This is a genomic window from Sungkyunkwania multivorans (assembly GCF_042675645.1).
Classification (GTDB): Bacteria; Bacteroidota; Bacteroidia; order Flavobacteriales; family Flavobacteriaceae; genus Sungkyunkwania; species Sungkyunkwania multivorans.
Genome location: NZ_JBHTJH010000003.1, coordinates 164,725 through 188,836 on the forward strand (window position 1 = coordinate 164,725; position 24,112 = coordinate 188,836).

General features: G+C 41.1%; 19 protein-coding genes and 1 tRNA gene. 9 read left to right on the forward strand and 11 right to left on the reverse strand.

Going from position 1 to position 24,112, the window contains the following annotated elements; genetic code table 11:
• The first annotated feature begins 17 nt into the window (after nt 1-17).
• From frr to ACFQ1M_RS02640, 6 genes are all read left to right on the forward strand, one after another.
• On the forward strand, nt 18-572 hold the full coding sequence (gene frr, locus ACFQ1M_RS02615; protein WP_386403449.1) for a ribosome recycling factor: 555 nt from the start codon (nt 18-20) through the stop codon (nt 570-572).
• Between the two features lie 98 nt (nt 573-670).
• Entirely contained in the window at nt 671-3,211 is a 2,541-nt protein-coding gene (locus tag ACFQ1M_RS02620; RefSeq protein WP_386403452.1) for a DUF5686 and carboxypeptidase-like regulatory domain-containing protein, read from the forward strand.
• Between the two features lie 93 nt (nt 3,212-3,304).
• Nucleotides 3,305-5,704, forward strand: a complete 2,400-nt coding sequence (locus tag ACFQ1M_RS02625; protein ID WP_386403454.1) for an efflux RND transporter permease subunit — start codon at nt 3,305-3,307, stop codon at nt 5,702-5,704.
• 817 nt (nt 5,705-6,521) lie between these two features.
• Nucleotides 6,522-7,964 carry an asparagine--tRNA ligase gene (asnS, locus tag ACFQ1M_RS02630; RefSeq protein ID WP_386403457.1) on the forward strand — a complete coding sequence of 481 codons (1,443 nt, stop codon included), beginning with the start codon at nt 6,522-6,524 and terminating at the stop codon, nt 7,962-7,964.
• A 97-nt stretch (nt 7,965-8,061) separates the two neighbouring features.
• On the forward strand, nt 8,062-9,522 hold the full coding sequence (rpoN, locus tag ACFQ1M_RS02635; protein WP_386403459.1) for an RNA polymerase factor sigma-54: 1,461 nt from the start codon (nt 8,062-8,064) through the stop codon (nt 9,520-9,522).
• Nucleotides 9,519-10,124, forward strand: coding sequence for a hypothetical protein (locus tag ACFQ1M_RS02640; protein ID WP_386403462.1), 606 nt, complete (start codon nt 9,519-9,521; stop codon nt 10,122-10,124). The genes rpoN and ACFQ1M_RS02640 overlap by 4 nt, the downstream gene beginning before the upstream one ends.
• On the opposite strand, the gene ACFQ1M_RS02645 is transcribed toward ACFQ1M_RS02640, so the two are convergent.
• From ACFQ1M_RS02645 to ACFQ1M_RS02695, 11 genes are all read right to left on the reverse strand, one after another.
• Complete coding sequence (locus ACFQ1M_RS02645) at nt 10,119-10,799, reverse strand: porin family protein (protein WP_386403464.1); 681 nt, start codon at nt 10,797-10,799, stop codon at nt 10,119-10,121. The genes ACFQ1M_RS02640 and ACFQ1M_RS02645 overlap by 6 nt on opposite strands.
• Before the next feature lie 102 nt (nt 10,800-10,901).
• Complete coding sequence (locus ACFQ1M_RS02650; RefSeq protein WP_386403467.1) at nt 10,902-11,372, reverse strand: ExbD/TolR family protein; 471 nt, start codon at nt 11,370-11,372, stop codon at nt 10,902-10,904.
• Nucleotides 11,373-11,383: 11 nt separating this feature from the next.
• The gene (locus tag ACFQ1M_RS02655; protein WP_386403470.1) at nt 11,384-12,007 is read right to left on the reverse strand and encodes an ExbD/TolR family protein; all 624 of its coding nucleotides are present in this window, start codon (nt 12,005-12,007) and stop codon (nt 11,384-11,386) included.
• Nucleotides 12,008-12,009: 2 nt separating this feature from the next.
• A complete protein-coding gene (locus ACFQ1M_RS02660; protein WP_386403472.1) occupies nt 12,010-12,444 on the reverse strand; it encodes a hypothetical protein in 435 nt (144 codons plus the stop codon).
• Between the two features lie 23 nt (nt 12,445-12,467).
• Nucleotides 12,468-13,193: a MotA/TolQ/ExbB proton channel family protein gene (locus tag ACFQ1M_RS02665; protein WP_386403475.1), complete on the reverse strand. Its 726-nt coding sequence runs from the start codon at nt 13,191-13,193 to the stop codon at nt 12,468-12,470.
• A gap of 415 nt (nt 13,194-13,608) precedes the next feature.
• Nucleotides 13,609-13,696: transfer RNA gene (locus tag ACFQ1M_RS02670), tRNA-Ser, on the reverse strand.
• Nucleotides 13,697-13,758: 62 nt separating this feature from the next.
• Nucleotides 13,759-14,796: an asparaginase gene (locus ACFQ1M_RS02675; RefSeq protein ID WP_386403478.1), complete on the reverse strand. Its 1,038-nt coding sequence runs from the start codon at nt 14,794-14,796 to the stop codon at nt 13,759-13,761.
• Nucleotides 14,793-15,920 carry a 1-acyl-sn-glycerol-3-phosphate acyltransferase gene (locus ACFQ1M_RS02680; RefSeq protein WP_386403480.1) on the reverse strand — a complete coding sequence of 376 codons (1,128 nt, stop codon included), beginning with the start codon at nt 15,918-15,920 and terminating at the stop codon, nt 14,793-14,795. Before ACFQ1M_RS02680 ends, ACFQ1M_RS02675 begins: the two co-directional genes overlap by 4 nt.
• Before the next feature lie 69 nt (nt 15,921-15,989).
• The gene (locus ACFQ1M_RS02685) at nt 15,990-16,757 is read right to left on the reverse strand and encodes a TatD family hydrolase (RefSeq protein ID WP_386403483.1); all 768 of its coding nucleotides are present in this window, start codon (nt 16,755-16,757) and stop codon (nt 15,990-15,992) included.
• Between the two features lie 60 nt (nt 16,758-16,817).
• On the reverse strand, nt 16,818-17,552 hold the full coding sequence (locus ACFQ1M_RS02690) for a tetratricopeptide repeat protein (protein WP_386403486.1): 735 nt from the start codon (nt 17,550-17,552) through the stop codon (nt 16,818-16,820).
• The gene (locus tag ACFQ1M_RS02695; protein WP_386403488.1) at nt 17,549-18,133 is read right to left on the reverse strand and encodes an RNA polymerase sigma factor; all 585 of its coding nucleotides are present in this window, start codon (nt 18,131-18,133) and stop codon (nt 17,549-17,551) included. Before ACFQ1M_RS02695 ends, ACFQ1M_RS02690 begins: the two co-directional genes overlap by 4 nt.
• A 121-nt stretch (nt 18,134-18,254) precedes the next feature.
• Here ACFQ1M_RS02695 and ACFQ1M_RS02700 point away from each other — a divergent pair, with 121 nt between their 5' ends.
• The 3 genes from ACFQ1M_RS02700 to ACFQ1M_RS02710 all read left to right on the forward strand — a co-directional run bounded on the left by ACFQ1M_RS02700 (nt 18,255) and on the right by ACFQ1M_RS02710 (nt 24,069).
• Complete coding sequence (locus ACFQ1M_RS02700) at nt 18,255-19,223, forward strand: hypothetical protein (RefSeq protein WP_386403490.1); 969 nt, start codon at nt 18,255-18,257, stop codon at nt 19,221-19,223.
• Between the two features lie 88 nt (nt 19,224-19,311).
• Nucleotides 19,312-21,300, forward strand: coding sequence for a DUF7849 domain-containing protein (locus ACFQ1M_RS02705; RefSeq protein WP_449343012.1), 1,989 nt, complete (start codon nt 19,312-19,314; stop codon nt 21,298-21,300).
• A gap of 189 nt (nt 21,301-21,489) precedes the next feature.
• A complete protein-coding gene (locus tag ACFQ1M_RS02710) occupies nt 21,490-24,069 on the forward strand; it encodes a CHAT domain-containing protein (protein WP_386403496.1) in 2,580 nt (859 codons plus the stop codon).
• Nucleotides 24,070-24,112 lie beyond the last annotated feature (43 nt).

Here is a 24,112-nt window from a genome sequence, read left to right on the forward strand (position 1 = left end):
TATAAATTTTTTCAAAAATGAATGAAGAAATAACCTTTATACTAGATACCGCTAAAGAAGCAATGTCGAATGCCATTCTTCATTTAGAAAAGGAATTTGTGAATATTCGGGCCGGAAAGGCGTCACCTGCCATGGTCGGTAGTGTCATGGTCGATTACTACGGTTCTCAGACACCGCTATCGCAAGTGGCCAATGTAAACACTCCAGATGCACGGACCATTAGCATTCAGCCGTGGGAAAAATCGATGCTTCAAGAAATCGAAAGAGCGATCATGATCGCCAATCTTGGCTTCAATCCAATGAACAATGGAGAAAGTGTGATCATCAATGTACCCCCGCTGACAGAAGAAAGGCGACGAGACTTATCAAAACAAGCCAAAGCAGAAGCGGAACATGCCAAAGTTAGTATTAGAAATGCACGCAAAGACGCCAATAATGAAATTAAAAAAGCAGATGTTTCTGAAGACCTTCAGAAGAATGCAGAGATCGACGTTCAAGAATTAACGGATAGTTATATCAATAAGGTCGATGATGTCTACGCTGTGAAAGAAAAAGAGATAATGACCGTTTAACGAGCAATGTTAAACTTCTTATAAACTAATGCGTTCAAGAGTAGGGACGCATTTTTTTATTGCAAAAAACTAGTATTTTCGCTTTCAAAGCATCGTTGATGAAGCATCTTAATATTTTTTTGGTTCTCTTTTTAACCACAGGTTTCACTTGGTGCCAGAAAAGCATCACGGGGCTTGTGACCGACGCCAATACCAATAAACCACTCCCCTTTGCGACTGTCATATCTTCAAACAATGTCGGCACAATTACCGATAGGGATGGCCAATTTGAGCTTAATGACCCGAACGACTTCTCAGAAATCACCATTTCTTATGTAGGATTTAAAAAAAGAACCGTTTCTGTAAACGATTCAAGCTTTCTCAATGTATCACTGATACCATTGGTAGAATCCTTACAAGAAGTAGTATTGGTTGGTGGAGAGAATCCCGCCTTACAGATCATTAGAAACACCATAAAAAACAGGAGGCAAAACGACATCGAACGTGCACTCGAGTCTTTCAGATTTAAAGCTTATAACAAACTGGTCGTTAGTGCCAACCCAGATTCCATCCAAGGAGATATCGATTCCATCTTCGTAAAAAAAGATGGGAAAATCGTTTTTAAAGAAGTCGATTCTACCAATTTCAACATTAAAAAGAATCTGAGTCGAAGCCACTTCTATATGACAGAAAAAGCCTCAGAATATCTTTTCACCAAACAAAAAGGAAAACGTGAGCATGTAATTGCTACGCGCATGGCAGGCTTCCAGGAACCCATTTACGAGTTTTTGGCCATTCAATTACAATCCTTTTCGTTTTACAAAGACAAATACACTCTTTTTGCAACAGATTATATCAATCCCATCGCCAACAATGCGCTAAATGAATATAGTTATAAGATCCTAGATACTGTGAATAAGAGAAGTCGCCCTGCCTATATGATCTACTACAAACCAAAAAAGACAGGCGAAACCGTCGGGATGCAGGGCGTGCTATACATCGACATGGAATCATATGCTTTGCAGAAAGCGATTGCACAATTAAAGGCCGTCATCGATATAAAAGCCGAACAGATTTTCGAATATTACCCAAAACAAGATATCTGGTTCCCAAAAAAGACCAGTATCAGTCTTACAAAGGGAGAAAATGAGGAGGGAATCAATCTTTTCGGGGGATCAGTTCAATTCAGCATCGGAAAAAGAGATTCGACCGTGGTCCACACCAACGAACAAGAAGCCACGGACCACATGTATCTTAGGTCGTTTACCAAAAACTTCGATGTTGAAATTAATAAGGAAGTCAAGATCAAAGGCTCTGGTCTGGCCGTAAGCTATGACGAAAACGCAGCTAAACAAGAAGAGGCCATTTGGCAAAGCTATCGAACAGACTCCATTACACGGCGCGGAAGAGAGACCTATCGAATACTAGATAGTGTAGTAGCTGAACAGAACGTTGAAAAGAACATTAGATTATTTCGAAAATTGGCGCAGGGTTATATCCCCACCAAATACTTTGACTTTGAATTGCGACATCTTTTTGGCTTCAATAATTACGAAGGTTACAAATTGGGAGTTGGCGGTGTTACGAACAGCAATGTCTCGAACAAGTTCCGCGTCAATGGATTCTTTAAATATGGATTTAGAGACAAAGCATCTAAATATGGCCTCGGTGCTGCCGTGCGATTTGACCGCTTTTCCAACACATGGCTTGGCGCCATGTATAGCGAGGATCTTCGCGAGACAGGTGACACTTACTACTCGACATTGGCAATAAGCCCTTTTTTGATCGATGCGAGAATATTAAATACGAGTCTCTTTCATAGGAATGAACGTGCTGAGGTCTATCTGACTCACAATATCAATCCTAAGATACAGACCAGATTAGAGGTTGCCACTACCAGCGTAATCCCTTTGTATGAATACAGTTATAACCTAAATGGAGAGCAAATTATAGAACACGATGTTACCACAGCGTCCTTTGGGTTTAACTGGAATCCTTTTAGCGAATATACACAAACCCCGAACGGTCTATTCCAGTCGAAAATAGCTTATCCACAGTTTACAGCGCAGTATACCAAAGGAATCGATGGACTTCTCGATGGCCAACTTGATTTTAGCAAGGTCGATCTTAAAGCGACGCACATCATAAAAGGTAAAAACCGCAATACGACCGAGTTTACCGCCTTAGCGGGAATTATTGTTGGAGATGCTCCCCTGCAACAATTATATCATAACAATCCAAACAATCCGATAGCCGATGCCATCATGAAACGATTCACCGCTGCTGGAAATGTCAGCTTTGAAACGATGTATTTTAACGAATTCTTCTCGGATAGATATGTTTCACTACAGATTAAGAAAAAATTCAACAAGGTACGTATAGCAAAATGGTTCAACCCAGGTATTTCCCTGATCACCCGATTTGCCATTGGCGATATTAGCAATATTGAGGATCACTCGGGACTTGATTTCAATTCAATAGAAAATGGTTATTTCGAGTCTGGTATAGAATTGAACAGTATTTTTCGAGATTTGAAGATCAATCCGTTATTTCAGGCTTTTGGACTTAGCCTATCTTACAGGTATGGCGCATATCACTTACCAAATTTTGATGATAATATTGCGCTGAAGTTCACCTTTAATTCCCCATTTGGTTTTTAAGGATATCTCCGAAAATAGTTATCCTAAATCCTTTATTTTCACCTCGATTGCATAACAGGTTTTTGCTACCTTTGCCTCAGCTAAAAAAATAGCATGATCAGTTGGATAAATACAAAATTTTGGGCCACTGTTGCCCGAATTATTCTTAGGAATAGAATTCTAATATTACTGCTTCTCGTAGCTGGAACCGTTTATATGGGGTTGCAATGGAAACATATGCGCCTAACGCACTCCGAAGCCAATCTACTTCCCGATGATCATGAGGTAAATGTCGAATACCAGCAGTTTTTAAATACATTTGGGGAAGAAGGAAATCTTATCGTGCTTGCCGTAAAGGATTCTTCACTCTTTACCCCTGAAAAATTCAATGCATGGAATCGTCTTAGCGAACAATTCAACGCCATGCCAGAAGTGGATCTGGTGGTCTCTTTGCAGAATCTTCAGAAGTTGATACGCAACGACCAAAAGAAGCAATTCGACCTCGAATCTTTAGTGAAATCCAATCCTGAAACCAAAGAAGAGGTAGAAAAGATAAGATACGAGCTGTTTCAAAAATTACCATTCTATGAGAATCTTCTCTTTAATAAGGAAACGGGAACCGTGAGAACAGCCGTTTATTTAGACAAAGAGATCGTCAATACCCCTGTTAGAAAAGATTTTGTCTTCGACGAATTTATTCCTCGCGTAAAAAGCTTTGAAGAAAAGTACGATGTTGACGTTCGTGTTTCGGGAATGCCTTATATACGAACACTCAACTCACAGAATATCGTAGATGAGATAGGCATTTTTATTCTTGCGGCATTGGGCATTACCTCGTTGATCTTTTTCTTTTTCTTCAGATCATTTAGGGCCACCTTTATATCGATGTTTGTGGTTACCATCGGTGTAATGTGGGCTTTCGGAACTTTGGGACTTTTCAAATATGAGATCACTGTGCTCACAGCACTCATTCCACCTTTGATCATCGTGATCGGGATCCCGAATTGTATTTTCCTCATCAACAAATATCAACAGGAGGTTAAAAAACATGGAAATCAGGCCTTGTCGCTTCAGCGTGTGATCTCCAAGATCGGAAATGCCACATTGATGACCAATGTGACCACCGCCTCCGGTTTTGCGACCTTCATCCTTACCAATAGCAAGATCTTGAAAGAATTTGGTGTTATCGCTTCGATCAATATCTTGGTGATCTTTCTTCTTTCATTGCTGATCATCCCTATTTTGTACAGCTTCATGTCGCTTCCTAAGACCAAACACCTCAAGCATTTGAATAAAAAATGGATCGGTGCCTTTGTCAATTGGATGGAACGCATGGTAAGACACCACCGCATTGCGATCTATAGTATCTCACTGTTATTGCTTATCGCGAGTATGATAGGTATGTATCGCATTCGAATCTCTGGAAGTCTTATCGAAGATATGCCCAAGAAAACGGAGTTCTTCAGTGATATTCGCTTTTTTGAAGAGGAATTTGACGGAGTGATGCCCTTGGAGATCATGATCGATACCAAACGGCCCAATGGTGTAATGAAATTGGCCACCATAAGAAGGATGAACGAATTGGAGGAGCTTATCGAGGAGACACCCGAACTTTCTAAGCCGATGTCTATAGTGAGTCTTGTAAAATATTCTAAACAGGCCTATTATAGGGGAAATCCGAAATTCTATCAAATTCCCAGTGCACAAGAAAACAATTTTGTGCTTTCGTATGCGAGGAAATCTTCGAGTGATGTAAATCTGCTCAAGAGTTTTGTCGATTCCACAGGTCAGATTGCTAGGATCACCACTTTTATGCGAGATGTGGGTACCGACAGAATGGATCGTATCGAAGAAGACCTGCTTACGAAGATCGAGAAAGTGTTCCCAGAAGACCGATACGAGGTTAGCATGACGGGGAAAGCTCGTGTTTTTTCAAAGGGAACTGAGTATTTGGTCAATAATCTGGTGTTATCGCTCTCTCTAGCCATTGTTTTGATTGCCTTATTTATGGCATATATGTTCCGCTCTTTCAAAATGATCATAGTATCCCTTATTCCTAACTTGTTGCCATTGCTGATCACAGCAGGTATGATGGGATTTATAGGAATTCCTATAAAACCATCAACGATCCTTGTGTTTAGCATTGCCTTTGGAATCTCGGTAGATGACACCATTCACTTTTTGGCGAAGTACCGTCAAGAATTGATCGCAAATAATTGGAAGATCAGAAAATCGGTCTATGCTGCTTTGAGGGAAACCGGGCTGAGTATGTTCTATACCTCTATCGTTCTCTTCTTTGGCTTTTCCGTTTTTATGATCTCCAGTTTTGGTGGTACCGTCGCACTAGGCGGATTGGTCTCGGCCACATTGCTCTTTGCAATGTTGGCAAACCTGCTCTTGCTCCCTTCGCTCCTGCTCTCTCTCGAACGAAATATTGCCAACAAAGAAGTGCTGAAAGAACCTGCCTTTAACATCATTCCAGAAGAGGATCAGGGCGAAGATCAACCAAAGTAGCATCCATAGTGTTGGATAATCAGGACTAGTGTATATGATTCCAAATCCTATGACCATAGCGCTGATAAATGCGCTTGGCCTGTTGAAAATACTTTGGTAGACCTATCATCTTGCGGGGATAGGCTTTCTGACCAACAAGGCAAGTTCGACTGCGATTCCATTTTGCTTCGCTCGTGCCATTGCAGCATCACTAAATCAAGAAAGCCTGTATAAAACAGGCTTTCCACGTAAGTTCCCCAACTTACCCCTAAACTTTAAATGCATGGTTGAAATGCATTTATCGATTAATAGCAGGATAAATTTAAGACAAACTTCCTTTTAAAACGCGGGCATTTTTCCCCACTTATCGCATCACTAAATATGGTTAGTCTATCCGAATTTTGAAAACAGAGCAACTTTACTTAGGCTTGTGATGTATCCCATGCCGATTTAAAGAAAGTTACTATTTATTGTAAGAAGTGTCATTTTGGAGGAGCGGAAGCTTGACCATGTATCATCACTGGAGACCAATGCCATAAAAAAAGAAATCCTGCTGGTTCGTAGCTACCAGCAGGGATTTCATAGTAAGTTCCCCCAAACCTACCTTTCATTTTAAGGGATCATACAACAGAAGCTATAAGTCCCAAAAAATGTATAACTCAAATTTACGTAACATCTTGTTACTAAAAAATCGCTTTTATGGTGATTTTTTATCTAACTACAAATAGTGATAAAATGTCTTTTTTCCTACAAAAATAAACTTTTAAAACAGAAAAAGCTATCTGCTTTTCTTTAAAAAAAGTATCTTTGACACCTTAATAAATGAGCGTTTTTACACATGAAAACATACAAAGTTGCAGAGCTTTTGTTATCAGAAGATTTCCACAAAGAGGTAAAGGTGAACGGATGGGTGAAATCTTTTAGGGCCAACAGATTTATCGCATTAAATGACGGCTCCACCATAAAAACCATTCAATGTGTAGTAGATTTTGAAAAGATGGATGCAGCGCTTTTGAATAAAGTGACTCTTGGGGCTGCTATTTCGGTAATTGGAAATATTGTTGAAAGTCAAGGCAGTGGGCAACGTGTGGAGATCCAGGTAAATCAAATTCACGTCTATGGAGAAGCAAATCCCGATGAGGTGTCGAAGACTGTGCTACAGCCAAAGCGACATTCTTTGGAATTTTTAAGGGAGCAAGCACACCTAAGGCCACGCACCAATACTTTTGGAGCAATAACAAGAGTGCGGTCCGCATTGGCCTTCGCTGTGCATGAGTATTTTCAAAAGAATGGATTTTATTATATAAACACCCCTATCATCACAGGAAGTGATGCAGAGGGTGCTGGAGAAATGTTTCGCGTAACAACCTTAGACCCTTCCAATCCTCCAAAGGATGAGCATGGTCAGATCGATTACAAGGAGGATTTTTTTGGAAAGGAAACAAACCTCACGGTTTCGGGCCAATTGGAGGCTGAAGTCTTCGCAATGTCATTAGGTCAGGTTTACACCTTTGGCCCTACCTTCAGAGCTGAAAACTCAAATACTTCTCGTCATTTAGCAGAATTTTGGATGATCGAACCCGAGGTCGCTTTCTGCGAGTTGGATGGAAATATGGACCTGGCAGAAGACTTTATCAAGTATGTGGTAAACTATGCACTTTCCAATTGTGAGGAAGACTTACACTTCCTAGAGGAACGCTTGTTGAATGAAGAGAAGTCGAAGCCGCAAACCGAACGCAGTGAAATAGCTTTGATGGAAAAACTACGCTTTGTGACAGAGAACAACTTCAAAAGAGTAAGCTATACAGAGGCCATCGAGATATTGAAGAACAGCAAACCCAATAAAAAGAAGAAATTCAAATACCTGATCGAGGCGTGGGGGGCAGATCTACAAAGTGAACATGAGCGTTATCTGGTAGAAAAACACTTTAAGTGCCCCGTGATCCTATTTGATTATCCTGCCAGCATCAAAGCTTTTTATATGCGTCTCAACGAAGACGGAAAAACCGTTCGCGCGATGGATATCCTATTCCCTGGCATTGGTGAGATCGTCGGTGGTTCGCAACGTGAAGAGCGTTTTGAGGTGCTGAGAGAAAAAATGGCCGCCTTAGATATTCCCGAAGAGGAATTATGGTGGTATCTGGATCTGCGCAAGTTTGGGACCGCCCCGCATAGTGGATTTGGTCTTGGTTTTGAACGCTTGGTTCAATTCGTGACAGGAATGGGCAATATCAGGGATGTCATTGCTTTCCCCAGAACACCTAAAAATGCTGAATTTTAATAATAGTAACCCTTTTTCGAAATAAAAGATAAAACCGACTACTATTGGACATAAGTAGTTGGTTTTTTTTAATTTTATTACAAGCTAATAAAGATCGATGCTAAAACAACAATTACAATTTAAACTTTCGCAAAAGCTTTCGCCGCAGCAAATTCAACTGATGAAGTTGATACAACTACCGACGCAAGCCTTTGAACAACGTTTAAAGCAAGAATTGGAAGAGAATCCTGCCTTAGAAAGTGGCAAAGAAAGCATCGATGAATACGACAATGATATCGATGGCGATGATCATTATGACGACTTCGGCACCGAGACCATCGATGCCCAGGATATCAATGTCGACGATTATTTAAGCGACGATGATATCCCAAATTATCGGCTTCAGAGCAATAACTATAGTGGAGATGACGAAGACAAGCAGGTTCCCTATGCCTCTGGCACCTCTTTTACACAACATCTGGCCACTCAGCTAAATACATTTCGCTTAAACGAGAATCAGCGTGATATCGCAGAATTCTTGGTGGGTAGCATCGATGAAAGTGGTTACATACGTCGGCAGATCTTGGATCTAATGGATGATCTTGCCTTTACACAGAACATTTATACCACCGAAGAAGAGATCGAGGAAGTACTAAAGGTGATACACCAGCTAGACCCAGCTGGTGTTGGGGCTAGAGACCTACGAGAATGCTTGCTGATACAATTGCGTAGAAAGGAGCTTACCTTTCCGATAAAGCTGGCCATAGAAATACTAGAAAAGTCCTTCGAGCAATTTACCAAAAAGCATTATAAAAAGCTTTTGCAGCGATTTGATATAGACGAAGAGGCCTTGCGAGATGCCATTATGGAGATCGAAAAACTGAATCCGAAACCGGGAGGAAGCTATGCTGGAAATACGAAAATCGTTGAACATGTCGTTCCAGATTTTACCATACGTATCGTGGATGGAAAACTAGAGCTCACCCTAAACGGAAGAAATGCTCCTGAGCTACATATCTCTGGGGAATACAACAATATGTTGAAAGGCTATAAAGAGTCTAAAGACAAAAGCAAATCCCAAAAGGAGGCAGTGCTGTTCATCAAACAGAAGCTGGATGCGGCCAAATGGTTCATAGATGCCATAAAGCAACGTCAGCAAACGCTTTTTGTGACCATGAACGCCATCATGCATTATCAAGAGGCATACTTTTTATCTGGCGATGAGCGAAAATTGCGTCCTATGATCCTGAAAGATATCGCGGATACCATAGGAATGGATGTATCTACCGTCTCTAGGGTGGCCAATAGCAAGTATGTAGACACACCCTACGGGACAAAACTCATCAAAGATTTCTTCTCTGAGGCCATGAAGAACGAGCAGGGTGAGGACGTTTCTACAAGAGAGATCAAGAAGATACTTGAAACGGTGATTCAAGAAGAAGATAAGAAGAAACCGCTCACGGACGATAAATTGGCCAAAATATTAAAGGAGAAGGGATATCCGATTGCCCGAAGAACTGTGGCCAAGTATAGGGAACAGTTAGATCTTCCTGTAGCACGTCTTAGAAAGCAAATATGAGTGTACTTCTAAGGTTTCTATCATACCTTTTTCACCCCATCTTTATCCCTCTAATGGGAACGGCCCTTTACTTCATTGTTAGTCCTAGAAATTTCACCCTCCCATTAATTAAGGGGGTTTTGTTACAGATCGTCATTTTGAGCATCTGTATTCCATTTGTGTTCTTTTTTCTTCTAAAGAACATGGGGCTTATAAGGTCTATCTTTTTAAGGGATGTACAAGAACGAAAAATACCCGTTCTTGCCAATATGATCTTAATGCTCATGATCATTTATCGCGTCATTCCAAGTGTATTCTCCCCTCCATTATTTTATTTTTTCGTCGGCATTATCATCACTATGTCGATAACGTATCTGTTCATCCTATTTCGATTTAAAGCAAGTATGCATATGATGGGTATCGGAGGATTGGTGGTGTTTTTGATTGGTCTAAGCCTTCACTATCAAATAAATATTTCATTGATGATCGCTTGTTTCGTTCTAGCTTCAGGCGCTGTGGCAACGTCCAGGCTCTACCTAAGAGCCCATACCAAAACTGAATTGGTCATCGGCTTGCTTATTGGAACCATACCACAACTAGCCACCTTCATATTTTGGCTATAGGATATAGAATATCAGCCCAAATTTCAAATCCCTCATGGTGATCTCGTTGCCCTGAATAGTACGTACATCATCCTCCAAAAGGCTATTAAGACCATAATATATATAAGCATTCCAAGTGCCATATCCTGCCGCTAGAGAGAGTCCATATTGAAAATCACGAAGGTTATCATTGGAAAAACGTTCCTTTCCTTCACTGCTTTCAAAAACATAATTATTGGCAAAGACATATCCCAACTTTACTCCCCCGTAGATACGCCAAAACTTGTACTCTGTAGGGGTAGAAGTGCGCCATCGAAACTCAATGGGCATTTCTAGGATGTGGGTCGTAAAGCGATTTTTATCGAATTCCAAGGTAGAAATTTGGGCATACCCAATTTGTCCGTTGTCCTCGAATGCTCTAAGATTGGTGAAATAAGTATTAAGATTGTATCCTAGCCCAATTCCCAAAGCCTTAGTATGCCTTCTATTGATGGCTATATCCTTGATATATCCAAGAAAGATACCATTGGATACATTATTCTGTGAGACCCCGACTGGGGCATCTAACAATAAGTTATAGGTGACGCCCAAATAAAATTGATCCTCCCGATACGTATACTCCACCTCTAAACTATCTTGTGCCATTCCAAGAAAGGTGATCAAGAAGATGAGTAGAGATTCCAAAAATCGTTTCATAGTCAAATTTGATACATTAAAGATAACGTAAATCCATATATGATATAAAGACAAAAGACGCCTGGCGGGCGTCTTTTTATGAAATAAAAATTAAACTCTCTCTTATTGTTGTGTCACCGCTTCGCGATCGACAGTAATATAATTGATCTTCAGAAGATTGGCATCTCTTAGCTCTTGCTTAATATCCGAGATAAGGCCCATATTGGTTTCCTTATCAACTTTAAAAGCTACAGTAACTCTCGACTTTTTCTCCTCAGCGATCTTATCATTGACCTCTAGAATTACGTAATCTTTAATTTCGCTAACATCAACGATCTTGTCACCGATCTGAATCTGTGAGGTTGTCACTTGACCAGAAGTCGGCTTCCCAGCATAGATATATACCACTGGATCCTTTTTATCGAGTTCGTGTACCTGATCCGCCCTTGGCATCGTTTGTGTCACCTTAATTGTATCATCTTTCATAACGGTTACGGTCATAAAGAAGAACAACAACATAAACACAATATCAGGCAACGAAGCCGTTGATACCGGTGGCAAGTCTCCACTCTTTTTTTTCTTAAATTTAGACATACCCTAAATTATTAGTTATTTTTCCTTGGTTCGGCCTCCGACAATTTCTGAGGATACATTTCTTGAATCCTCTCGATCTTTGGCTTAAGAATATCTTTCCTTTCTTGCGATGTTTTACCAGCTTGATACTCAGCATCCATAGCGGTGAACTTTGTATTAAAGATCCTCATGGCCTCTCTATCTCTCAGCTCATTATATGCTGCCACCAATTCATTGGTTACCGCGATATAGGTTTCATATTTGGTTTCCCTATCATTCTGAAGGGAGATAATCGCTTTGTTGGGGTGGTCAGAAGATTCTGGATCTCTGGCACCTTTACAATAGTCACATCTGTTCCCTTTCTCACCTTCACCTCCACCATTATCTAGGAATGCAACTGCGGCGGCTCTTAGGTCTTTGATATCCATCAATTCCTCTTCCACGAGTAGTCGTCCATCTTTATTTACGACCACGGTGAAGATATTCTTCTGTTTGATAATTACCTCTTCTGGCTCCTCCTCTTGCTTTGGCGGCAGCTTCCTATTAATACCAGAATTGGTCTCAATAGTCGTTGTAACCAAGAAGAAAATCAGCAGTAGAAAGGCAATGTCTGCCATCGATCCGGCATTTACTTCCGGTATCCCTCTTCTTGCCATAATTATTTGATTAATATTTTTCTAATCCCACCCCAAATAATAGAACCGATCGCTATGAGGGCGAAGATATAAAATACATACAATCCGGTACCTACATACTTCGATGTAGATTCTTCTACAATGATGGGTTGTTTTCTGTTTGCGAACTCTTGAATAAGGTCAGTGCTGACATCCGACAGCCCATATCCTAGTCCTACGATCACAATTAAACCTACCAATGAGATCAGTGTCTTTTTGATATTGCCTCCGCTTATGGCTGCCTTTAATCCGAAGAAGATGGCTGCGATGGCCGCCATAGCGATCATGATATATCCCAGCTGAAGCATAGGTCCGATCATGCTACTCTCTTCACCACCGTTTGCTATCATCAAAAAGAAAATGACACCAATAACCGATAATATAATTGCGATTATACCTACTATTTTACTTATTTTCATAATATCTTGAGATTGGTGTTATCTTATTTGTGACGTACTAAAAGGTCAACTAGCGAAATTGAGGCATCCTCCATTCCATTCACGATACTATCGATCTTTGCAATAATATAATTATAGAAAATTTGAAGGATGATCGCTACGATAAGACCAAAAACTGTAGTCAATAGTGCTACCTGAATATCACCTGCGATAAGAGACGCATCCAATCCACCCGCGGCACTGATCTTTTTAAATGCCAAGATCATACCGATTACCGTTCCCATGAACCCAAGCATCGGAGCGATCGCGATAAACAATGAGATCCATGAGACGTTCTTTTCTAATTGTCCCATTTGAACACCTCCGTATGCGATCACTGCTTTTTCCGCATTCTCAACACCTTCATCTGCTCTGTCCAATCCTTGATAGAAAATAGATGCTACTGGTCCTTTTGTGTTTCTACAAACCTCTTTAGCAGCTTCAACGCCGCCAGAAGAAAGTGCATCTTCTACATTTGCCAATAATTTTGCATTGTTGGTCGTCGCTAGATTTAAGTAGATGATTCTTTCTATACAGAAAGCAAGGCCTAAGATCAAACACAGTAGAACGATTCCCATAAAACCAGGGCTACCAGCGATAAAATATTCTTTCAGAACTTGATGAAAAGGTTTAGACGCCTCTGCGGTTGCTTCCGCATTCTGACCAAAAACCGATACTGTATTGAATAACATGAAACCAGCCAATGTTAGTGTAGAGAATAATTTTTTCATTTCTATGAAATTAATTTTGTTAGTTAATTGGGTTAAAGATATAAAAAAAATGTTATTAAATTAACGTTCATTGTAGCAGAGAATAAGGGATTTCATGCTTTATTCTCTTAAATGCCACTTTTAAAAATGTGCCTAGATATTTTTAGAAACATCTGCAAATCGATCAGCTTTCGTCAAACCAATGAGTTTATGATCCGTGTTCGATTCTTTTTTCTATGATCTAGTTGCTATCGATGGCAGAGAGGAAGGGATCAACCTCGTTCATCCCCAATTCTCTACTGTTGAAAATACTATTATCAATTTCTTTATGAAATTTTCATATTCAAAATAAAACTTCGCTTTAAAAAGTAATTGCCTTAACGCAGACTTTTATTTTGAATATGAACCCTGCCTGGTTTTATAATAGTGCTTATTGCAGAGAGGAAGGGATTCGAACCCTCGATACGCTTTTGGCGTATACACACTTTCCAGGCGTGCGCCTTCGACCACTCGGCCACCTCTCTAATTTGTAAATTAAACAGAGGGCAAATAACAAAAAAAACTTCATATGCTAAAATACCCAGCGTTAATTTTGAGACATTTCACCTCTCAATGGAGTTTCATAAATGGTTTTGAATACTTTAGCTCCGACCTCTGCGCCCATCAAATACATCAATTTGGCCAGGGCCGCTTCCGTGGTGATGTCCTTTCCACTGATCACCCCCAACCTCTTTAGGGATTCGCTCGTTTCATACTGTCCCATATTCACACTACCACCAGAACATTGAGTTACATTTATGATGATCTTACCCTGCAAATTTGCTTCTTTTATCAATTGCAAAAACCATTCTTGAGTGGGTGCGTTCCCAGCTCCGAAAGTTTCCAAAACAAAAGCTTTTACATGATCGGCGAGCATAATGCATCGCATCGTAGACTCATTGATCCCGGGGAACAGTTTTATTAAGGAGATGTTGTCCTCGAGTTGATAATGCACTTGGAGCTTTTTCCTGCGATTGGGCTGCAGCAAGTATTCATCGTACACTTTTAAATGCACCCCCGATTCTGCCAAAGGCGGATAATTCAAAGAAGCAAATGCTTCAAAATGTTCGGCATTGATCTTCGTCGTGCGATTACCGCGGTACAATTTATATTCAAAATATAGGCACACCTCACAGATCTTTGGTCTTCCGCGTTCTTGCAATCCAGCGATCTGAATAGAGGTTATAAGATTCTCCTTCGCGTCGGTACGAAGATCACCGATGGGCAACTGCGAACCTGTGAGAATGACTGGTTTTGCGAGATTTTCCAGCATGAAACTAAGCGCCGATGCAGTGTAGCTCATCGTATCGCTCCCATGCAGAACTACAAACCCGTCGAAATGATCATAATGCGCCTCTATGATGCCAGCGATCTTTACCCAATAGGAAGTATTCATGTTGGAAGAGTCGATGGGTCGCTCAAATGAGATGGTCTCGATCTCGCAATCCAATTGAGACAATTCTGGAATACGCTCTAGCAGCTGATCAAAATCGAAAGCTTTCAGGGCACCCGTTTCATAATCCTTGATCATACCAATGGTACCTCCTGTATAGATGAGCAATATCTTTGGGCTCTTTTTCGTCACGTCAACTGTTCTTTATTGATCACTGGATTGGCATACATGGCGAGATAGTTGTTCATGGCAACCTCGTTTGCCCTATCTACTCGGCGCTCTATACGACGCTCGAATTGCTTCTTCTCCTTTTCGGTGTAAAACTGAGCATACTTATCGCCTCCATGCATCAGATCATAGGCGATGTATTTAGAAGGCCATAATTTATAACTCTCAATGATCCTGTCATCGATCAAACTTGCCAAAGCTTGCAACTGTTTGTTGGGCTTTTGCTCATTCCTGGATATCTCATCGAGCTCCTTCTCGAGGATGTCGCCTATTTCTATATGAATCCGTTTTTTCTTGCCAAGGGCTCCTTTCATTATGGCATTAAAATCTTCATTTCCGGTCTTTACATATTCTTCATCGTGATGCTTTGCCACAAGTTCGGGTACTTTTAAAATATCGGTCGGGTCGTATTCGTAAGAGATAGCCACCGGAACCACTTTCATCTTTTTAAAGTAATCCATGATATTCGCCTCATCACTTGCCATCGCTAACATTTTTAACACGCCTTGCTGTGTCTTATCGTCACCGTCTTTGGCACGGCCCTCGCGTTGCGCGATCCATACCGAGCGATGCTCTTTGAAAAGCATCTCATAAATGTAATCCGATACGAGCTGGGAGCTTTTCAATAATTCTCTTGGAGGCAGATCACGCTGTATCAAGAAATTTCTATTTAAACGGGACAGTGCCATAAGAAAAGGGCGTCCTACCAAATTATCCCCAATGGCAGAGGCTGTCATCACCAAACCATGCTCCAACAATGCAACATTCAATAGTGAAGTGTCGAGCACAATATCCCTATGATTGGAAATGAAAAGATAGGATGTTTCAGGTTGAAGCTTATCAAAACCGCTGGTGGTAAAGCCCTCGGTGGTATTTTCCAAGAGACGCTTCAAGGCAACATAGATGACATTTTGTTGAAATTCCTTTATGGAATGACATTGGTCCAAAATCCCATCGATCTCATTATCTGGTAAATTTGGGAAAGCAAATCCGAGCAGCACTTTTACTAGTGGATGTCGCTTGAATTCTTGGAGGGCTTCATGTACCTCGTGATCGTGATACGGCCGAATGTCGTCAAATCTGGTCAAAAATTGGTCGGTTAGATATTATGCTTCACAAATGAACAAAATTTAACAGACTTAATTTTAAAATTGACGTTAAATACCAAAAACTTCCTTCGAATTTTCTGTAGTGATGTGTGCTATTTCGTCTGGGGTCCTCTTGTAAATATCTGCCAGCTTATCCAACACTAGGGTCACATAGCTGCTCTCATTGCGTTTGCCGCGGTACGGCGTGGGAGATAGATAGGGCGCGTCGGTCTCGAGTACAATATGTTTCAGGTCGATCTCTTCGAGAAATTGGTCGATCTTCCCATTTTTAAAGGTGACCACCCCTCCGATTCCCAATTTCATGTTGAAGGAGATCGCTCTTTCCGCTTGCTCCAAGGTGCCTGTGAAACAGTGAAAGATGCCAAAAAGTTTATCATCCTTTTCTTCTTCCAGGACCTCGAAGATCTCATCAAAAGCTTCCCGACAATGGATCACTATCGGCAATTCATATTTTTTCGCAAGGTGAATCTGTCTTCTGAAGGCATCTTGCTGCATTCCCAGCGTGCTTTTATCCCAATAAAGATCGATTCCTATTTCACCGACCGCATAGAACTTGCGGTGTGCCAACTGTGCTTGGACATGCGCCAACTCCTCCTCATAGTTCTCCTTAACATGTGTTGGATGCAGTCCCATCATTAGAAAAATATTCTTGGGATACTCTTTTTCAAGCTGAATCATGGCATCGGTATAGGTCGAATCGATGGCGGGAATAAAAAACCGCTTGACTCCGGCATCCATAGCCCTCGCTATCATTTCCTTCCTATCTTCGTCGAAGGCCTCACTGTATAGATGTGTGTGGGTGTCTGTAATGATCATCCGGCAAAAATAGGAAAAAAGCCATCACTCCTAAACCCTCAGCGCAATAGCGATCAGAAGCTATAATTTTCTCAACAGTTTTCGTGCCTGTCGATACATGCCTGCCTCTTTAGGAATCGTTTTTAGAATTTCTTCGCAACCCTTGTAATCAAGATTTTTAAGTTTTCCAAGGGCTTGGTACCAGCGGGCTTCGTACTTGTAAGCAGAATTTCCTTTGGAAAGTGTCTCAAACACCGCATCGGCCTCTTTAAATTTATTTACTTCTAAAAGAGAACGCCCAAGATAAAATTGTACCTCAGCATTGTCTGCCCCCGTCTTCAACACTTCCTTAAACAAGGCCTCGGCCTCTTGAAAGTTTTTACTGTTGTATGCATTTTGCGCCTTTAACAGAAGCTCCTCCCCCTCGCCTCGCTCGACCAAACTAACGGTCTCATATATCGCGTAGTCTTGATATGCAGGTGTGCCAGAGAAACTAAAGACATACACGCCAATCAAGATCACAATGCTCGCTGCAGCTGCATACTGCCATGGTCTGAATCGGATGACCTTCGTTTCCCTTTTTTCTTCCTTTTTATTGAAGTGCTCATTGGAAATAGCTTCTAGATTAGTGGTAAATGCCTTTTTTTCTTCCGAGAACTCGCTCTCCAAAAATTTTGAGATATTCTTATAGGCTTCTAACTCATTTGCTAGTTCGGAATCTGCAGAAAGTTGCGCCTCAAAGTCGACGGCAGCCTCTTTTGAAAGGTCCCCAGCGAGGTAATCTTCAAATAGTAGGTATTTTTCTTCTTGAGTCATGAGGTCTGTTTTAATCGTTGATACTCTTTAGACGATACCACCAGTTCGGTAAGTTTACCTGTGCACAGTGATTTCTTCTTACGTGCGTAGGCATAACTTACTCCCAGCTGTTTCGCAACTTCCTCCATAGACCTAACTTTGAAACTCGTGCTTAGCAACTCTTTACACTTGTCTCCTAACTTTTGAAACATCAATGCAAAGAGCTTTCGTTTTTCAGCTTCTATAGACGTTTGCGCTGCCAGTTCGGTCGCATCGTCATACTTAGATGTGACCTCCTCGTTAATTGTTACCTCTTTTTTTGAAGTTTTTTTAAGTTCATTCAACCATCGACGCTTGCACAACAAAAAGAAATAGGCATCAAAAGGACAGGTGAGCTGCAGATCTTTATGCTTTGCCTGATCGTAGATGGTGATCAATACCTCTTGTACCACATCTTTGGCCTGCATCTCATCACCGTTGTTGTTCTTTATATAGTTGATCACCTTTGGAACGAAGTTCTTGTAGATCTCTTTGATAACAAAAGAATCATTGGTCTTTAAACCTTCGATATATCGTTGGTCTTGGTGGGATTGGTTGGTCATTAACCTTAAGGTTTTCAACGAATTTAGAATTTTTTTCAGAAAAAGGGGTAACAAAGTTTCTTAGGATTTGATGTAAGGGTGTAAAACAAGAAAATCATTCAACATTTAAATTTTAGAAAACATGAAAACTTTAAAAAACATTTTTGGACTTTTATTGACCTCTGCACTAACATTAAGCAGCTGTTCAACTTCAGATGACGCAGACCCAATGATATTCGACACGCCAACGGCGGAAGAATTCTCTGATCTAAGAGAGCAGGCATTGGATGCACTTCGACAAGACTTTCAATTTGACACAAACGACGGATCTACAACTTTTACTTCAGCAAATGGAGTGGACATCACGATCAACGCTGCTTGTCTTTCCTTAAATGGAAACGCTGTAACAGGAACCGTAGATATCGAGTATGTAGAGCTTTTTGATAAGGCCAACATGCTAGCTACCAACAAACCCACTATGGGCGTACTACCTAGTGGTGACAAAGCGATGCTGATCTCGGGAGGAGAATTCTTTATCGAAGCTACCCAAGCTGGACAAGAAATAGATCTTACATGTAATGTACAATTGGTTATCCCAACTGCTCTTACTGGTGGCCCAGACAACGAAATGACATTATGGACCGGTATCATCGATGAAGATGGCGACCTGGCTTGGGAAGAAGCTAGAGACGCAACAGGCCAAGGTGGAGTATTTGCAGAAGGCGGGGAATATTATGCATTTCTTAATGAGTTCGGATGGTCTAATGTAGATCGATTCTACAATGATCCTAGACCAAAGACCACATTGCTGGTAGATGCACCAGACGGTTACGACTATGAGAATAGCGCGGTATATCTTTCATATGATGGTGAAGAAACTGGCCTGGCCAATTTGGATACTTATGTGAGCGGAATGTTCAGCGAACACTACGGACAGATTCCTGTTGGATTGGAATGCCATGTGATCTTCGTCACCGAAGAAGACGGAAACTGGAGATATGCTATAAAAAGTGTGACCATTGCAGCTAATGATGTGATTACTATAGACCTTAACGAAACTATAGTTGGTACCCAAGCACAATTGACCACTGCTATCAATGGATTACCTTGATCTTTTCATAATTAATTTGGTTAGAGTGGCGAAACTTCGGTTTCGCTGCTTTTGTTATCTTAGTATTCACCTAACTAAAACTTTAATGATGAACAAACTAGCATCCCTTTTGTGTATTGCTTTGTTCCCCACCCTTTCTTTTGCACAACAACCTTCTGTGAATGATACCATTACGAGAACTGCGGTCATAGGATTTGATATAAATGGCAACGAAGTATATTACAATCCCGAGACTCCGCCTTTGAATCAAATCGCAGGAGCACCGAAGGCGTTTTATACCTATTTCTGGGAATTCGGCGATGGTAATTACAGCTTCGATAAAAATCCCAAACATGTTTATAAGAAAAAAGGATCGTTCGAGACTAGACTTTGGACGACCAACAACTATGACAATGGCAAACCCCCTGTTGCCAAACCCAAAAAGATAGTGGTCACCAATGTGGACAAAGACTACAATGATATCGTCCAATTGGACGAACACTTTGGCTTTAGGCTACAACGAAATAGAGAACCACTTCCCGAACAAGAAATGGTGGTGGTGGTCAGTTACAAGAACGAGAAGGACTACACCACCAATGGGCGTATCTATCTGTTTTATAATGAGCGACAATTTAAGAATGACAATTTTGAATTGATCGACACTCGTACCTACCATGGCGAGAGAAAGATCGAAGAAGAAATTATCGCTTCCTCATTGGAGAAAGATGATGGTCATAGTATGCTCGCATCTTTGGAAAACAATATCGCGAAATATCAAATTCAACTGCAAGATACCACGCTGCGAAACAACTTGCCACTAACCCTTGAAGAATCCAAGACCAAATACAAAAAATGGAACATCTTGGAGTTTGACGATATGGAACCTGGGGAAGAGCGTAATATCTTTCATACCATCAAGACCACTCCGGAAATGATCAAGGACACCAGTGCCATTGTCACCCTTCGAGGCGTATATGTCCCCGACAGGAACTATGATGACCATAAAGTGAAGGAAATGGAAATGGAAATCGTTACCTCGCACGATCCCAACAAGATGTCCACAAAAGATGTGTTGCTTAACTACCGATTTGTTCGTTTTAAACGTGTGAACTACAAGATCCGCTTTCAGAACAATGGAGAAGGTCCGGCCAGAACCATTAGGCTCGAAACGGACATCCCTGATATGTTCGACAAAACTACCTTAGCGGTTGAGGACATGTATCCCAAATGTGAGATATGCCCAGAGGAGGAAGTCAATTATAGCTGTCTGGACACGATGTTCACTGATAAACAAGCCATTTTCACGTTTAAGAACATATACCTCCCTGGAAGTAATCAAAAGAACGTAAAGGAATATGATTCTACACAGGGTTTTGTAAAATATAGCATCAAATTTGGGAAGGATTTCCATAAGATAAAGACACGGAGTCGAACAGCCATCATTTTTGACAAGAACGAACCGATACTCACCAATTACTCCACCACTCGATTCTTGCCTGGAATTTCCATTGGTGCTAAAACGGGGTTCAATCTCTTTCCAGAGGTGGACAATTCTCGAAGTTACTTCGTTGGCGCCACCATTTCACCCTATAAATCATATCGTGGATACCTACAGGCCGAATTGATGCTGGGTAATCACACTTATGATACCAGAACCACGGTTCAGGAAGATGTTATAGGCCCTATCGACACTCCCATTGGTATCTTGGATCGTGTCTTACGAAGAAGAACGTCCAATGCAGAAGTAGAGAAATTCAATGTCGATATCGTACCTGTTAGCTATCGATACAATCTTAACAAATTCATTGGTGTTGGAGGCGGACCCCAAGTTTCGCTAGATGTCTCCAATAAAAGGACCCTGACTTTTAGCGAGGAATATTTCCTTTTTATCAACAATCAGCAAGGCGACCCTATTCCAGAATTATTTGACGAAGGAACTTCCGAAATCTCAGATTCCTTTAGCGACATCAGGCTTGGCATATTCGCAGATATTACCCTTGGTACTGCCCGCATTGGGCCAAGTGCGGGGATTCGATATGTACAAAATTTCGATTTCCCAAACCGACAATGGCAATTTTATGCTATCTGGAAATTTTAAAATAGCGCTTCCTGCAAGGTTTATGAAACCTTATAGGAATAGTCTCCCCGCTTCATTAATAAACAAATAGATATGTTTCTTTATTAAAATATTCAAGGTTAACAAAATCATTATCTTCATAGCATGAGACTACTTCTTCTTGTGATATTTCTTTTCCTGCATAGTACAGTTCTTTCACAAATCGAAGAAATGAACATAGCAAAGCAGGAAGATGACCTGGCCAAGTATCTCTACGCTGTTCTGGATGAGTTTCAACAACACCCTTCGCTGGAAGGCATTGATTTTCTGATTCGCGCAGAACAGAGCCTGTGGCGAAAACCAAAAAATAAAAATGAACTGTTGGCAATGGTGTTCCTATGGTGCAATAAGGGCTATTACCAACGACAATTTGGTCAAAGCTTGAAAGCGATATCCTCCTATGAAAAAGCATCGCAATTGTACGATAAAGAACGTTTAGAAGGATATGACATTATCGAGTTCTGCAAGAAGCCATTGGGTAATCTCTATACCCAGATAGGAGATTACGGACAAGCAGAGAGCACCATCAAACAGTATTTGCTGCAAGCGGAAAAAGAAAGGAATATTCCGCACATCATTTCAGGAACCAACAACCTTGCTATCGTTTATCAAAGTCGCGGTCAGTTTTCTCTGGCCATCGACCTTTTGAATGCTGTGATCGATCGATACCCCAAAAAAGCGGGTGCAAACGGAGATCTGTTCAACAATTTAGCCGTCAATTATATCGCTATCAATGAATACGGGAAGGCCGTATCGAATGCTACAAAAGCAGTAGAGATCTACAAAGAGTTCGATTCCACCACTACAAAACTAGTCAACGCCTATAAAAACTTGTCGCTGGCCAGTGTGCATCAGGGCCGTATGAATAAAGCCGCGGTTTATTTTAATGCGGCTGCCGATATCGCACTTAATAGCCTGGAAATTGCGCCTCGAGAGCTTGCCAAGATTCGGCTAGAGGAAGCGACCATTCTAATGGCACAAAACCGTCTTGAAGAAGCGAAACAACGTCTTCATAGCGCTTTGAAGATTTTGATTCCAAAAATAGAAGAAACATTTCCCGACCCGTCTTTGCTGTATCCAGAAACGACCCTAGTGGATATTCTGGACTTTTACGCCCAACTCTTTCGGAATGAGCAAGAATACGAGAAGGCACTCCAAGCCTATGACCTTAGCTTCGTCGTAGAAGACCTTCTTCGCGAACAACATGGCTATGAAGCTTCGAAATTCATTCAGCAGATAAACAATAGGAATCGAAGTGAGCGATGTATTGCCATCTTGTTTGAATTTCTTAATGAACAAATAGGTTGGGAAGATCGCGCACTACACTATGCCGAAAAGTCGAAGAGTATCCTATTGCGGGAACAACTATTACGGGATCATACGATAGCGCAACTACGGGATGAGAAGTTGGTTCAAGAAAACATCCTTCTGAGCCAACGACTGGCCAACGTGAATAATGCGCTTATACTAGAACAATTGAAAGGGGATATGGCAAATCTATCGCGGATTCAAGAGCTCCTTCAATCCAAAAATGAGGTTGCGCTTCGCATAAAGGAATTCAATGAAACGCTTCGGTCAGAATTCCCTTCGATGAAGGATCAATTCGATATAAGCCAACTAAAGACCAAAATCAAGGAGGACGACCTGATCTTTATCGAGTACTTCTTTGGAAGAGATGCTATTTATCAATTTGTTGTTGACGAGCGAATGACCCGCATTCAAAAAATTGAACGAACGGCTGAGCTTGAACATAACTTACAACAATTCATTCGGTATTTTGACAAGGCCTCGAATATCACCAATGATATTGTAGGTTTTAAGAATGCATCCTTCAGTATTTACAAGCAATTGCTCGTCAATAGCTTTACTAATAAGCATAAACTAATAATTATACCCGACGGTATACTTAGTTTTATTCCTTTTGAAGTGTTGCTGACCCAAGTTACCGATGAGCTTCAATTTGAAGCGCTGCCTTACATCCTAAAAGAGCACCAAATTATCTACAACTATTCTGCAAACTTCTATCTAGATGAAGCCAAGGGACGCGTAAATAAAGATGAAGTACTGGGCGTCTTTCCTGTATTCGAAAATACCAATCAGCCACTTATGCATTCATTGAATGAAGCAAAAATGATCGCCAATGAAATGCATGGACGCTTTCTAAGACGAGAAGAAGCCTCGAAGCAACACTTTGAACGCCTTGCGAGATCCTTTGATATTTTGCATCTCTCCACCCATGCCAACGCCGGTAGCAACAGCATCCCAGCTTCGATACAGTTCTTTGACCAAACTTTGCTTTTACCCGAGCTACAGGCAATTGAGATGAACCCAAAACTTGTTGTTCTGAGTGCCTGTGAAACAGGCATAGGCAAATTGGAAAAAGGCGAGGGACCGATGAGCATTGCCCGAGGATTTAAAGCCAGCGGTGCTGAGAATTTACTGTTCTCCCTATGGAAGGTGAACGATATGACCACTGCGCAATGGATGGGCAAATTCTACCGTTCGTATGCAAGGAGTCACTCCGCGAACAGCTCTGCACATCAGAGTAAACTGGCCTATCTATCGGATGAGACGATTTCAAATGCCAAGAAGTCTCCCTATTACTGGGGCAGTTTCGTTTTCTACGGACAGATCGAACCACAAAACAACAAACTTATTTGGGTGATATCATTAGGTATAATTTTAATTATGGTAATTTTATGGCTGATCAGCAATAAAAATGGCTTCGCTTCGAAAGTTTTTAAAAGATAAACGATACATCCGAATTCCTCTAAAAAGAATCAATACCAATCAT

Coding starts and splice junctions, on each gene's coding strand:
- frr (WP_386403449.1), top strand. CDS start 18: ATGAATGAAGAAATAACCTTTATACTAGATACCGCTAAAGAAGCAATG.
- ACFQ1M_RS02620 (WP_386403452.1), top strand. CDS start 671: ATGAAGCATCTTAATATTTTTTTGGTTCTCTTTTTAACCACAGGTTTC.
- ACFQ1M_RS02625 (WP_386403454.1), top strand. CDS start 3,305: ATGATCAGTTGGATAAATACAAAATTTTGGGCCACTGTTGCCCGAATT.
- asnS (WP_386403457.1), top strand. CDS start 6,522: ATGAAAACATACAAAGTTGCAGAGCTTTTGTTATCAGAAGATTTCCAC.
- rpoN (WP_386403459.1), top strand. CDS start 8,062: ATGCTAAAACAACAATTACAATTTAAACTTTCGCAAAAGCTTTCGCCG.
- ACFQ1M_RS02640 (WP_386403462.1), top strand. CDS start 9,519: ATGAGTGTACTTCTAAGGTTTCTATCATACCTTTTTCACCCCATCTTT.
- ACFQ1M_RS02645 (WP_386403464.1), bottom strand. CDS start 10,799: ATGAAACGATTTTTGGAATCTCTACTCATCTTCTTGATCACCTTTCTT.
- ACFQ1M_RS02650 (WP_386403467.1), bottom strand. CDS start 11,372: ATGTCTAAATTTAAGAAAAAAAAGAGTGGAGACTTGCCACCGGTATCA.
- ACFQ1M_RS02655 (WP_386403470.1), bottom strand. CDS start 12,007: ATGGCAAGAAGAGGGATACCGGAAGTAAATGCCGGATCGATGGCAGAC.
- ACFQ1M_RS02660 (WP_386403472.1), bottom strand. CDS start 12,444: ATGAAAATAAGTAAAATAGTAGGTATAATCGCAATTATATTATCGGTT.
- ACFQ1M_RS02665 (WP_386403475.1), bottom strand. CDS start 13,193: ATGAAAAAATTATTCTCTACACTAACATTGGCTGGTTTCATGTTATTC.
- ACFQ1M_RS02685 (WP_386403483.1), bottom strand. CDS start 16,757: ATGATCATTACAGACACCCACACACATCTATACAGTGAGGCCTTCGAC.
- ACFQ1M_RS02690 (WP_386403486.1), bottom strand. CDS start 17,552: ATGACTCAAGAAGAAAAATACCTACTATTTGAAGATTACCTCGCTGGG.
- ACFQ1M_RS02695 (WP_386403488.1), bottom strand. CDS start 18,133: ATGACCAACCAATCCCACCAAGACCAACGATATATCGAAGGTTTAAAG.
- ACFQ1M_RS02700 (WP_386403490.1), top strand. CDS start 18,255: ATGAAAACTTTAAAAAACATTTTTGGACTTTTATTGACCTCTGCACTA.
- ACFQ1M_RS02705 (WP_449343012.1), top strand. CDS start 19,312: ATGAACAAACTAGCATCCCTTTTGTGTATTGCTTTGTTCCCCACCCTT.
- ACFQ1M_RS02710 (WP_386403496.1), top strand. CDS start 21,490: ATGAACATAGCAAAGCAGGAAGATGACCTGGCCAAGTATCTCTACGCT.